Source organism: Streptomyces cyslabdanicus (assembly GCF_052663305.1).
In genome coordinates this window covers 232,723-244,767 of record NZ_JBQRUW010000007.1, presented here as the reverse complement: position 1 = coordinate 244,767, position 12,045 = coordinate 232,723, and the positions used below count along the sequence as shown (strand labels likewise).

The following is a 12,045-nucleotide window of genomic DNA, read 5'->3' as shown; positions in this document are numbered from 1 at the left end:
GACGATGAGGTGGGGTAAGCATGAACGCGCCGTACGACGGTGACCGCGGCCAGGCCGTGGGCGGCCCGGGCCACCCCGACGCGCCGCCGCCCGGACACGGCCAGCTGCCACCGCAGCCTCCCGCGGACATGTATCTCCAGGACGCCTACGACGACGACCCCTACCGGGCGCAGGACCTCACCGCCCAGGATCCGGTCGACGAGGCGCTCTACGACCGTGCCGCGCACCCTCCACCGCCCCCGGGCACGAACGAGCCGCAGCAGCCCCTGTACGGCCGCCCCGCGCCCTCGCCGTACGCCCCCGACCCCCGCGTGTGGGCGCAGACCCCGCCGCCGGAGCCATCGGGCCCCACACAGCACCTGCCGCAGGGCGAGGATCCCCGCACCACGCAGTTCGTGGGCGTCGACGACCTGGTCAGCCACTCCGGTGAGGAGCACCACGAGCCGGACGCCTTCGCCCACCTCTTCCGGGACCAGCAGCACGGCGGGCGTCCGGACATGCACCAGGGCGGATACGGCCACCAGGGCCCGGGACAGCACGGCTACCAGCCGCCACAGGACATGAGTGGACGCCCGCAGATGGCGGTCCCCTCGGTTCCCGGCCCCGCCGCCCCGGCACCGGGATCCGGTCCGGGACCGATGGGGCCGTACGGCTCCGCACCGGCCGTCGCCGAGGCCCCCGCCCCGGTGGCCGAGCCCGCCCCCGCTCCGGCGGCGAAGAAGGGCGGGAAAGCCTCAGGACTGCTGAAGTCGAGCGCCGTCATGGCGGCGGGCACGATGGTCTCCCGGCTCACCGGGTTCATCCGCTCGGCGATGATCGTCGCCGCGCTGGGCACGGCCCTGCTGGGCGACACCTTCCAGGTGGCCTACCAGCTGCCGACGATGATCTACATCCTGACCGTCGGTGGCGGCCTGAACTCCGTGTTCGTCCCGCAGCTCGTGCGCGCCATGAAGGAGGACGACGACGGGGGCGAGGCGTTCGCCAACCGGCTGCTCACGCTGGTGATGGTCGCACTGGGCGCGCTCACCGCCCTCACGATGTTCGCGGCGCCGCTCCTGGTGCGGATGCTCTCCAACCCGGTCGCCAGCAATCCGGCGGCCAACGAGGTCGGCGTCACCTTCACCCGGTACTTCCTGCCCTCGATCTTCTTCATGGGCGTCCACGTGGTGATGGGGCAGATCCTCAACGCCCGGGGCAAGTTCGGCGCGATGATGTGGACGCCGGTCCTGAACAACATCGTCATCATCGTCACCCTCAGCACGTTCCTGTGGGTCTACGGCACGTCCGCCAACTCCCACATGACCGTCACGAACATCCCGCCGGAGGGCCAGCGCCTGCTGGGCATCGGCGTGCTCCTCGGCCTCGTGGTGCAGGCACTCGCGATGATCCCGTACCTGCGCGAGACCGGGTTCAAGCTCCGTCTGCGGTTCGACTGGAAGGGGCACGGCCTCGGCAAGGCGGCCATGCTCGCCAAGTGGACGGTCCTCTTCGTCCTCGCCAACCAGGCGGGCGCCCTGGTGGTCACCCAGCTGGCCACCGCCTCGGTGGCCAACACGCACATCGACGGCACCGGCTTCAGCGCCTACGCCAACGCCCAGCTGATCTGGGGACTGCCCCAGGCCATCATCACGGTCTCGCTGATGGCCGCCCTGCTGCCCCGCATCTCGCGCTCGGCCGCCGAGAACGACGCCGGCGCCGTCCGCGACGACATCTCGCAGGGTCTGCGGACGACGGCGGTCGCGATCGTGCCCATCGCCTTCGGGTTCCTCGCCCTCGGCATCCCCATGTGCACGCTGATCTTCGGCTCCTCGGGCACCGGGGCCGCCACCAACATGGGCTACATGCTGATGGCGTTCGGGCTCGGCCTGATCCCGTACTCCGTGCAGTACGTCGTGCTGCGCGCCTTCTACGCCTACGAGGACACCCGCACGCCCTTCTACAACACGGTCATCGTGGCCGCCGTCAACGCGGGTGCCTCCGTCCTCTGTTACCTGCTGCTTCCGGCCCGCTGGGCCGTGGCCGGCATGGCGGCCGTGTACGGTCTCGCATACGCGATCGGTGTCGGCGTCGCCTGGCGCCGGCTGCGCCAGCGGCTGGGTGGCGACCTCGACGGCTCCCGGGTGCTGCGGACGTACGCACGGCTGTGCATCGCCTCGGTGCCGGCGGCACTGATCAGTGGAGCGGCCTGCTACGGCATCGGCCACTCGCTGGGCCAGGGCGTCTTCGGGTCGTTCGTCGCGCTGCTGGCCGGCGGAGCACTGCTGCTCGGAGTCTTCTTCGTCGCCGCCCGCCGGATGCGCATCGAGGAGATCAACGGGCTCGTGGGCATGGTCCGCGGGCGCCTGGGACGTTGAGTCGGGGGTAGGCGCACAACCATCGTCCGCAGCCGTGTGTCGTGCATAGCGGCGGACTGTGGGCACAATTGGATTCGGCGTCGGACAGCGCGTGATGGATGGGGAGGCAGGAGCGACGGTGGCGGAACGGATCACGGCTGCCGTCGACGTGGCAGACAACAGCGGCGAGCAGCCGCTGACCGCCGAGGCGGACCAGTCCACGTCCGACGGGGTGGCCCAGAATCGCGAGCGGGGCACGGAGCACGACGAGACAGAGGGGAGCGGCGGGACGGAAGGGCCGGGGAGGAAGACCCCACCGCCCGAACTTCACAGCGGTCACAAGCTGGCCGGACGTTACCGCCTCGAGGAGTGCGTCACCCGTCTGGACGGATTCAGCAGTTGGCGAGCTGTCGACGAGAAACTCCGTCGCGCGGTCGGGGTGCACATCCTGCCCGCCGACCATGCGCGGGCCCGGTCCGTGCTGGCCGCGGCCCGCTCCTCGGCACTGCTCGGCGATCCCCGCTTCGTGCAGGTGCTCGACGCCGTCGAGGAGAACGACCTCGTCTACGTCGTCCACGAGTGGCTGCCCGACGCGACGGAGCTGACCACCCTGCTGGCCTCGGGTCCCCTGGAGCCGCACGACGCCTACCAGTTGGTCAGCCAGACCGCCTCCGCCATGGCCGCCGCGCACCGCGAGGGCCTGGCCCATCTGCGCCTGAACCCCAACGCCGTCCTGCGCACCTCCACCGGTCAGTGGCGGATCCGCGGCCTCGCCGTGAACGCCGCGCTGCGCGGCATCAGTTCCGACACCCCGCAGCGCACGGACACCGAGGCGATCGGCGCCCTGCTGTACGCGGCGCTCACCCAGCGCTGGCCGTACGAGAGCGACGCCTACGGCCTGTCCGGCCTGCCCAAGGACATCGGCCTCATCCCTCCCGACCAGGTGCGCGCGGGCGTCCACCGCGGTCTGTCCGAACTCGCCATGCGCGCCCTCGCCAACGACGGCGCCACCGCCTCCCGCCACGAGTCGGCGTGCACCACGCCGGAGGAACTGGTGAAGGCGATCGGCGAGATGCCGCGCATCCGCCCCCCGGAGCCGACGTTCACGGCGCCGCCGGAGTACCAGAGCACGTCGTACCAGCAGGGCTCCTACGGCCGTCCGGCACCGCATCCCGGCGTCACCCAGCCGGTCCCGGCCCCGCCGCCTCCGCTGCAGAGCCGCACCGGCAAGGCCCTGAAGTGGGCCGTCTCGGCCCTCCTCATCGCGGCCTTGGGCCTGGGCAGCTGGCAGCTCGCGGACGCGCTGCTGGACCGGGGCGGCAAGCCCGACGACACCCAGACACAGACTCAGGACGGCAGCGACAAGAACGAAAAGCAGCCGAAGCCCTCCCAGCCGCTCCAGATCCAGGCGGCGCGTGAATACGTCGCGAAGGGCGACGCCCAGCACCCCAACGACGTCGCCAAGACGTACGACGGAGACAGTTCGACGTACTGGCGGACCAGCAGCTTCGTCGACGGTCCGGTCCTGGCGCCGTACAAGCCGGGCGTGGGCATCGTCTACGACGTCGGCGCGGCCAAGGAACTCTCCGCGGCGACCATAGGGCTCTACTACGGCGGGAACCACACCACGGTCGAGCTGTACGCGGCCGATTCCCTGACGCCTTCCTCGCTGAGCTCGATGGAGAAGATCGGCACGGTCACGACGAGCGGCACCACCGCCACCGTGAAGGTCACCAAGCAGGTGAAGACCCAGTACGTGCTGGTGTGGCTCACTGCCCTGCCGTTCGCTTCGGGGGACCAGTACAGCAACAGCGGCTACAAGCAGGGCATCACCGACGTGAAGTTCCTGGGCTGACGTCCCACCGAGGGGGAAGGGGTCAGATGGCGGACGGCGCCGGATACGGCGGTGCGAGCGATCAGGAACTGCTCTCCCGTCATGTGGAGGGCGACCCCGAAGCCTTCGGTGAGCTCGTACGCCGCCACCGCGACCGTCTGTGGGCGGTCGCCCTGCGCACGCTGGGCGACCGCGAGGAGGCCGCTGACGCCGTGCAGGACGCGTTCGTCTCCGCCTACCGGGCCGCGGGCACCTTCCGCGGCCAGTCGGCCGTCACGACCTGGCTGCACCGGATCACGGTGAACGCCTGCCTGGACCGAGTCCGCAAGGCCGCCTCCCGCAAGACCTCGCCCATGAGTGACACCGAGCGCCTGGAGCAGTTGCTGGAGCCGCACGAGTCGGCCTCGGCGCCCGCCGAGAGGAACGACGTGCAGCGGCAGCTCGTCGAGGCGCTGGACACGCTCCCGCCGGACCAGCGCGCCGCCCTGGTGCTTGTGGACATGCAGGGCTACCCGGTCGCCGAGGCCGCCCGCATCCTCGATGTGCCGACCGGAACGGTGAAGAGCCGTTGCGCCCGGGGCAGAGCCAGGCTCCTGCCGCTGCTCACCCATCTGCGACCGGGACGTACCGGCGACGAGAAGGAATCAGACGCGGGACGGAACCGGGCGCAGGGGACGTCCGTCCCACCGGCGACGGGGCCTGAGGGCAGACACCCGCGGGGCACGGGATCAAGCGATTCAGCTGCTGTGAAGGGCGGAGGTGGGCGAGCGTGAAGTCCACGACAGACGCGGCCGGGCACCCGGACGTCACGGAGATCTCCGACCTCGCCGAAGGCCTCCTCACCCCCTCCCGGACCGCAGACCTCCGGCGCCATCTGGACGAGTGCGAGCTGTGCGCCGATGTCCACGCGTCGCTGACGGAGGTCCGTGACCTGCTCGGCACCCTCCCGGATGTACCCGCCATGCCGGCCGACGTGGCGGATCGTATCGATGCGGCTCTCGCGGCCGAGACCACCGTTGACGGTGGCGTGCGTGTTTCACGTGAAACATCGGCCGCTGACCGCCCCTCCGGTCGCCCTCGCGCCTCCAGCACCGGACCCGGCCGCAAGACGGGCACCCGGCGGGGACGCCGCAGGGTTGCCGTTCTGGGGTCCGTCGTCGCCCTCGCCGCCCTGGGCGTGACGTCCGTGGTACTGGCGACGCTCCACGACGACAACGCAGCCGGCACCGCGGCGCACGGCCGTCCGAGCGCGTCCGCGGACACCTTCTCCGCGGGCACCCTCAAGAACGAAGTGGCCGATCTCCTCGGCCAAGAGCAGCAGGGCGACACCCGTGCCCCGCACAGCTTCGGTGTGGACTCCGCTCCTGGTACCGGCACCGAACAGCCGAAGCTGTTGAAGAGCCGACCCCCGACGGTCCCCTCGTGCGTGCGGCAGAGCATCAACGACAGCGGCATCCCGATCGCGGCCCGGGCGGGCACCTACGCCGGCAAGGACGCCTATCTCGTCGTGCTGCCCGACGCCTCCGGCGACAGCACCCGCGTCACGGCCTACCTGGTCGACGCGACCTGTGTCCGCCATCCTGCGGTCGCGGCCAAGGTGCTGCTGTCGCACTCCTACGCGCGTTCCTGAGCCGGCACGCCCGGCTCCTCGCGCTGCGGGACTCCCTTGTGCTGGCGCCCCTCCGTGTGCCCCGGCGCGCTGGGAATGCACGCCCCTTAGGATCCGTTGGGTGGGGTGAGAGCTGTGAGAGAGGCTCCCACCGGCCGTACGACACAGTCCAGAGACGAGGAATCAAGCCGTGAGCGATGTCCGTAACGTGATCATCATCGGCTCCGGGCCCGCCGGCTACACGGCGGCGCTCTACACCGCGCGCGCGTCGCTGAAGCCGCTGGTTTTCGAGGGTGCGGTCACCGCGGGTGGTGCTCTGATGAACACCACCGACGTGGAGAACTTCCCCGGCTTCCGCGACGGAATCATGGGCCCCGACCTCATGGACAACATGCGTGCGCAGGCCGAGCGCTTCGGCGCCGAGCTCATCCCGGACGACGTGGTCTCCGTCGACCTGAGCGGTGAGATCAAGACCGTCACGGACACCGCGGGCACGGTGCACCAGGCGAAGGCCGTCATCGTCACCACCGGCTCGCAACACCGCAAGCTCGGTCTGCCGAACGAGGACACGCTCTCCGGCCGGGGGGTCTCCTGGTGCGCCACCTGCGACGGATTCTTCTTCCGGGAGCAGGACATCGCCGTGATCGGTGGCGGTGACACCGCCATGGAGGAAGCCACCTTCCTCTCCCGGTTCGCCAAGTCCGTCACGGTCGTCCACCGCCGGGACACCCTGCGTGCCTCCAAGGCGATGCAGGAGCGTGCCTTCGCCGACCCGAAGATCAAGTTCGTCTGGGACAGCGAGGTCGCGGAGATCCAGGGCGACCAGAAGCTCTCCGGCCTGAAGCTGCGCAACGTCAAGACCGGCGAGCTCTCGGACCTGCCGGTGACGGGCCTGTTCATCGCGATCGGCCACGACCCGCGTACGGAGCTCTTCAAGGGTCAGCTGGACCTGGACGAGGAGGGTTACCTGAAGGTCGACTCGCCGTCCACCCGCACCAACCTGACCGGTGTCTTCGGCGCCGGCGACGTGGTCGACCACACCTACCGCCAGGCGATCACCGCGGCCGGCACCGGCTGCTCCGCCGCCCTCGACGCCGAACGCTTCCTCGCGGCCCTCGCGGACAACGAGCAGAAGGCCGAGTCCGAGAAGTCCACCGTCTGAGATCCAACCACCCCATCGCACGACCAGTTAAGGAGCCCGCTGTGGCCGGCACCCTGAAGAACGTGACCGACGACTCCTTCGAGCAGGACGTCCTGAAGAGCGACAAGCCCGTCCTGGTGGACTTCTGGGCCGCTTGGTGCGGCCCCTGCCGCCAGATCGCTCCGTCCCTTGAGGCGATCGCCGCCGAGTACGGCGACAAGATCGAGGTCGTCAAGCTCAACATCGACGAGAACCCGAACACCGCCGCCAAGTACGGGGTCATGTCCATCCCGACCCTGAACGTGTACCAGAACGGCGAGGTCGCCAAGACCATCGTGGGCGCGAAGCCGAAGGCCGCGATCGTTCGCGACCTCGAGGACTTCGTCGCCGAGTAAGCGCGGCAGGGCCGCCGAGACGGCGGCGATGTTTCACGTGAAACACGAATGGGCCAACCCTTCCGGGTTGGCCCATTCCCATGAGGCAACTTGCCTACAGCGGCCTCAGCGCCGGTTCCTTCTGCACGGCTCCCAGAAGCCGGTCGATCGCCATCTCCACGTCATCCTTCCAGGACAGCGTCGACCGCAGTTCCAGCCGTAGCCGCGGGTGGGTCGGGTGGTGCCGCACCGTCTTGAACCCCACGGCCAGCAGATGGTCGGCGGGAAGCATGCAGGCGGGTTCCTTCCAGCGGGCGTCCCCGAACGCCTCGATGGCCTTGAAGCCTCGCCGGAGCAGGTCCTTCGCGACCGTCTGAACCATCACACGGCCCAGCCCCTGGCCCTGGTAGCCCGGCATGATGAAGCCGGTCATCAGCTGCACCGCGTCCGGAGAGAGGGGACTCGTGGGGAACGCCGTGGAATGAGGGACGTAGGCGGGGGGAGCGTAGAGAACGAAGCCCACGGGAGCGTCGTCGACATAGACGACCCGGCCGCAGGATCCCCAGTCCAGCAGGACGGCGGAGATCCACGCTTCCTTTTCCGCCGCGGCGGTGCCCGCCGTCACCGCTGCTTCGCCGCTGACGGGGTCCAGCTCCCAGAAGACACACGCACGGCAGCGCTGAGGCAGGTCTTGAAGGTTGTCCAGCGTGAGCGGTACGAGCCTACGGCCCATGGAGGCACTTCCTCGCTTCCTGCGCCCGCGGTGCCGCGCGCGGGAGCCGCCGGGTGGATGCGTCATACCCGAACGCATCGTATCGACCATGCGATTGCATCGATACCGCCTGAAAGCAAAGAGCGGGCCGTGTTCCGGTACACACCGGACACGACCCGCCTGTGCCGATCGGCCGAGCCGAAAGCGTCCCTCGGACGGGCTCAGTAAACTCAGCCCTCCGTCTCCTCGTCCAACGCCTCCTCGTCCAGAAGACTCTTCTCTATGACCGGACCCTCGCCCGGAGCCAGCGTGCCGAGGATGCGTTCCAGGTCCTCCATGGAGGCGAACTCGACGGTGATCTTGCCCTTCTTCTGTCCCAGGTCGACCTTCACCCGCGTCTCGAAGCGGTCGGACAGACGCGTCGCGAGATCGGACAGGGCCGGAGAGACCTGCCCACCGGCACGCGGGCCCTTGGAACGAGGAGCCGCCGCCGGCCGCGACCCCATCAACGTCACGATCTCCTCGACCGCCCGCACCGACAATCCCTCGGCGACGATCCGATGGGCCAGCCGGTCCTGCTCCTCCGAGTCCTCGACGGAGAGCAGCGCTCGCGCGTGTCCGGCAGAAAGAACGCCGGCGGCGACCCGGCGCTGAACGGCTGGCGAGAGCTTCAGCAGACGCAGGGTGTTGGAGACCTGCGGGCGGGACCGGCCAATCCGGTCCGCCAACTGGTCGTGCGTACAGTTGAAGTCCTTCAGCAGCTGGTCGTAGGCGGCTGCCTCTTCCAGCGGGTTCAGCTGGGCCCGGTGCAGGTTCTCCAGCAGGGCGTCCAGGAGAAGCTTCTCGTCATCCGTAGCCCGCACGATCGCCGGAATGGCTGCGAGCCCGGCCTCACGGCAGGCCCGCCAGCGCCGCTCGCCCATGATGAGCTCGTAGCGCGCGGGACCGAGCTGCCGGACGACGACGGGCTGGAGGAGCCCGACCTCCTTGATCGAGGTGACAAGCTCGCCCAGCGCGTCCTCGTCGAAGACCTCACGCGGCTGGCGTGGGTTCGGCGTGATGGAGTCGAGGGGGATCTCGGCGAAGTGGGCGCCCATCGCAGACGCGGTCATCTCAGCCGCGCTGTTCGCCTGCGGCGGAGATGTTTCACGTGAAACAGGCGGCAGTGTGGTCACCTTCGCCGCCGCCACACCCCGGTCGGCCCGGTCGCTCCGGTCACCGGTCATCACCGGGACGGCCGTGGACGACGCGGAGCCCGCGCCCCCCGCCGTCGCCGGGGCCGACGGTTTCTCCCCGGTCGGGGCAGCGGGGATCAGCGCGCCTAGCCCGCGGCCCAACCCCCTCCGTCGCTCGCTCACTGAATCCCCTCCACCATGCTCGGATCACCCTGTGCGCCGATGTGGGCGTGCGTGGCGTCGTAGCCGACGCCGACGCCCCTCAGCGCGATTTCTCGTGCCGCCTCAAGATAGGAGAGGGCACCGCTTGATCCTGGATCGTAAGTCAGCACCGTCTGCCCATAGCTCGGCGCCTCGGAGATACGGACCGAGCGGGGAATGCTCGTCCGCAGCACCTCTTCACCGAAGTGGCTGCGCACCTCTTCCGCGACCTGGGACGCCAGACGCGTCCGGCCGTCGTACATGGTGAGCAGGATGGTCGACACATGCAGGGCGGGGTTGAGGTGCCCCCGGACCAAGTCGACATTGCGCAGCAACTGGCCCAGGCCCTCCAGCGCGTAGTACTCGCACTGGATCGGGATGAGGACCTCCTGGCCGGCGACGAGCGCATTGACCGTCAGCAGACCCAGTGAGGGCGGGCAGTCGATGAGGATGTAGTCCAGCGGCTGCTCGTAGGCCTGGATGGCCCGCTGAAGCCGGCTCTCCCGCGCCACCAGGGACACCAGCTCGATCTCCGCACCGGCGAGATCGATCGTGGCGGGGGCGCAGAAGAGGCCCTCCACATCGGAGACGGGCTGGACGACCTCGGCCAGCGGCCTGCTCTCCACCAGGACGTCATAGATGGAGGGGACTTCGGCGTGATGGTCGATACCCAGCGCCGTGGAGGCATTGCCCTGCGGGTCGAGGTCGACCACCAGGACACGGGCACCGTGCAGAGCCAGCGAAGCGGCAAGGTTGACGGTCGTCGTCGTCTTGCCCACGCCACCCTTCTGGTTGGCGACCACCATGACGCGGGTCTGTTCGGGCTGAGGCAGACCCTCGCCGGCGCGACCCAGAGCCTCGACCGCCAGTTGGGCAGCACGACCGATGGGAGTGTCGTCCATCGGGGGTGGCGTTTCACGTGAAACATCCTCCCCCATCGATTCGGTACGGGGACCGGGGACCGGTTCGGTCATCGGTCCCGCGATGTTGGCGTCGGACCGCAAGGATTCACTCTCCTCGACTTCAGGCTCGCAATGAATAGAGCCTCCCATGCCTTCGGGGTCGTGAACCAGTGAGGCCTGACGTTCTGTGGAGAAATCCACCTCTGTGGACATCTCCGTTCCCTGTCCGAGCGAACCGAGAGGCTTGCGGTTGCGAGGTTGGGCCGCGGCGCGGCCACGGTCGATGATGCCGTGCAGCAGTGAGCGACGTTTCACGTGAAACACGATGCACAGCGGCCGTGGCCGGACTGCCGCGACACTCCGGCATGTAGAGGTTTGGCAGCTTGTGTGGAGTACGAACGCCTATCGGCGCCGCCGCGTCCGTCCCATCCGCGCAGCCTTCGCCCTCTTGGCCGCGAAGCGTACGCCGCCCGGGCTCTCTCCGACCTCGACCCGCACGACGGTGGAGAGAGGATCCACGATGCCCTCACCCACATGCAGGACGGAGGTCTCCACCGCACCGAGCTTACTCAGGGCGGCGGCCGCGCTCTTCAGCTCCTCCTCCGCGGTATCCCCCTTGAGGGCGAGCATCTCCCCATAGGGACGCAGCAGCGGGATGCCCCACGTGGCCAGGCGGTCCAGCGGCGCAACCGCGCGGGCGGTCACCACCTGCACCGGCGGAAGCTGACCCATCACTTCCTCGGCACGCCCCCGGACGACGGTGACATGGTCGAGCCCCAGCAGCTCCACGACCTCGGTGAGGAAGTTGGTGCGCCGCAGCAGCGGCTCCAGCAGCGTGATCTTCAGGTCCGACCGGACCAGGGCCAGGGGAATGCCCGGCAGACCGGCGCCCGAGCCGACGTCGCACACCGTCACCCCCTCGGGAACCACCTCCGAGAGCACGGCACAATTCAGCAGATGCCGCTCCCACAGACGGGGTACCTCACGGGGGCCGATGAGCCCTCGCTGCACTCCTGCCTCGGCCAGCAGCTCGGCGTACCGGACCGCATCCGCGAAGCGATCACCAAATACATCACGTGCCTGCTCGGGCGCAGGGGGGAGCTCCGCTTCCGCCGTCACGGGGACCGTCCTTCCGTACCGCATCGGCGCTCTCGACGCCGACCATCAGAACTACGAGGCTGACAAAGTAGTACGGCCCCGCCTGCACAACAGACGGGGCCGGTGGAACGTGGGACCGCTCAGGCGGGAAGCACGACGACGAAGCGCTGCGGCTCCTCGCCCTCCGACTCGCTGCGCAGGCCGGCGGCCTTGACCGCGTCGTGCACGACCTTGCGCTCGAACGGAGTCATCGGCCTCAGCTTCACGGGCTCGCCGCTGCTCTTGGCCTCGGCGGCGGCCTTCGCGCCCAGCTCGGACAGCTCGGTCCGCTTCTTGGCGCGGTAGCCCGCGATGTCCAGCATCAGACGGCTGCGGTCGCCGGTCTCCCGGTGCACGGCCAGGCGCGTGAGCTCCTGCAGTGCCTCCAGCACCTCACCATCACGGCCGACCAGCTTCTGCAGGTCGCGACCGCCGGTGTCGCTGATGATCGAGACAGAGGCGCGGTCGGCCTCGACATCCATGTCGATGTCACCGTCGAGGTCGGCGATGTCCAGTAGACCCTCGAGGTAGTCCGCCGCGATCTCGCCCTCCTGCTCCAGGCGGGTCAGGGCGTCTGCGCCCTCGGCAGCGGCGGAGGTGGTGCCTTCCGTCACGGGGTGGGCTCCT

Annotated in this window: 11 protein-coding genes; 6 read left to right on the top strand and 5 right to left on the bottom strand. The window is 69.4% G+C overall.

All coding sequences use genetic code 11. The features are described 5' to 3' along the window. Positions 1-20 precede the first annotated feature (20 nt). The 6 genes from murJ (at position 21) to trxA (ending at position 7,312) form a co-directional block, all read left to right on the top strand. Positions 21-2,354: a murein biosynthesis integral membrane protein MurJ gene (gene murJ / locus ACTYVM_RS05595; protein ID WP_445524835.1), complete on the top strand. Its 2,334-nt coding sequence runs from the start codon at positions 21-23 to the stop codon at positions 2,352-2,354. 118 nt (positions 2,355-2,472) lie between these two features. Next, positions 2,473-4,188 carry a protein kinase family protein gene (locus ACTYVM_RS05590; protein ID WP_445524834.1) on the top strand — a complete coding sequence of 572 codons (1,716 nt, stop codon included), beginning with the start codon at positions 2,473-2,475 and terminating at the stop codon, positions 4,186-4,188. Between the two features lie 26 nt (positions 4,189-4,214). Then, positions 4,215-4,940, top strand: coding sequence for an RNA polymerase sigma factor SigM (gene sigM, locus ACTYVM_RS05585; RefSeq protein WP_445524833.1), 726 nt, complete (start codon positions 4,215-4,217; stop codon positions 4,938-4,940). Then, on the top strand, positions 4,937-5,797 hold the full coding sequence (locus ACTYVM_RS05580; protein ID WP_445524832.1) for an anti-sigma factor family protein: 861 nt from the start codon (positions 4,937-4,939) through the stop codon (positions 5,795-5,797). The genes sigM and ACTYVM_RS05580 overlap by 4 nt, the downstream gene beginning before the upstream one ends. A 169-nt stretch (positions 5,798-5,966) precedes the next feature. Next, positions 5,967-6,938, top strand: coding sequence for a thioredoxin-disulfide reductase (trxB, locus tag ACTYVM_RS05575; RefSeq protein WP_445524831.1), 972 nt, complete (start codon positions 5,967-5,969; stop codon positions 6,936-6,938). Positions 6,939-6,979: 41 nt separating this feature from the next. Next, the gene (gene trxA, locus ACTYVM_RS05570) at positions 6,980-7,312 is read left to right on the top strand and encodes a thioredoxin (RefSeq protein WP_141359862.1); all 333 of its coding nucleotides are present in this window, start codon (positions 6,980-6,982) and stop codon (positions 7,310-7,312) included. 94 nt (positions 7,313-7,406) lie between these two features. Here trxA and ACTYVM_RS05565 read toward each other — a convergent pair whose 3' ends face one another. The 5 genes from ACTYVM_RS05565 to ACTYVM_RS05545 form a co-directional block, all read right to left on the bottom strand. Further along, complete coding sequence (locus ACTYVM_RS05565; protein ID WP_445524830.1) at positions 7,407-8,024, bottom strand: GNAT family N-acetyltransferase; 618 nt, start codon at positions 8,022-8,024, stop codon at positions 7,407-7,409. Between the two features lie 209 nt (positions 8,025-8,233). Beyond that, positions 8,234-9,361: a ParB/RepB/Spo0J family partition protein gene (locus ACTYVM_RS05560; RefSeq protein WP_445524829.1), complete on the bottom strand. Its 1,128-nt coding sequence runs from the start codon at positions 9,359-9,361 to the stop codon at positions 8,234-8,236. Next, positions 9,358-10,431: a ParA family protein gene (locus ACTYVM_RS05555; RefSeq protein WP_445524892.1), complete on the bottom strand. Its 1,074-nt coding sequence runs from the start codon at positions 10,429-10,431 to the stop codon at positions 9,358-9,360. The genes ACTYVM_RS05560 and ACTYVM_RS05555 overlap by 4 nt, the downstream gene beginning before the upstream one ends. A 252-nt stretch (positions 10,432-10,683) precedes the next feature. Beyond that, positions 10,684-11,400: a 16S rRNA (guanine(527)-N(7))-methyltransferase RsmG gene (gene rsmG / locus ACTYVM_RS05550; protein WP_445524828.1), complete on the bottom strand. Its 717-nt coding sequence runs from the start codon at positions 11,398-11,400 to the stop codon at positions 10,684-10,686. 119 nt (positions 11,401-11,519) lie between these two features. Further along, positions 11,520-12,032 (bottom strand): Jag family protein, encoded by a 513-nt coding sequence (locus ACTYVM_RS05545; RefSeq protein ID WP_445524827.1) that lies wholly within the window; start codon positions 12,030-12,032, stop codon positions 11,520-11,522. Positions 12,033-12,045: the final 13 nt, after the last annotated feature.

Excerpts from the sequence above, each read along its gene's own strand:
- murJ (WP_445524835.1), top strand. The coding sequence starts at position 21 with ATGAACGCGCCGTACGACGGTGACCGCGGCCAGGCCGTGGGCGGCCCG.
- sigM (WP_445524833.1), top strand. The coding sequence starts at position 4,215 with ATGGCGGACGGCGCCGGATACGGCGGTGCGAGCGATCAGGAACTGCTC.
- ACTYVM_RS05565 (WP_445524830.1), bottom strand. The coding sequence starts at position 8,024 with ATGGGCCGTAGGCTCGTACCGCTCACGCTGGACAACCTTCAAGACCTG.
- ACTYVM_RS05555 (WP_445524892.1), bottom strand. The coding sequence starts at position 10,431 with ATGGGAGGCTCTATTCATTGCGAGCCTGAAGTCGAGGAGAGTGAATCC.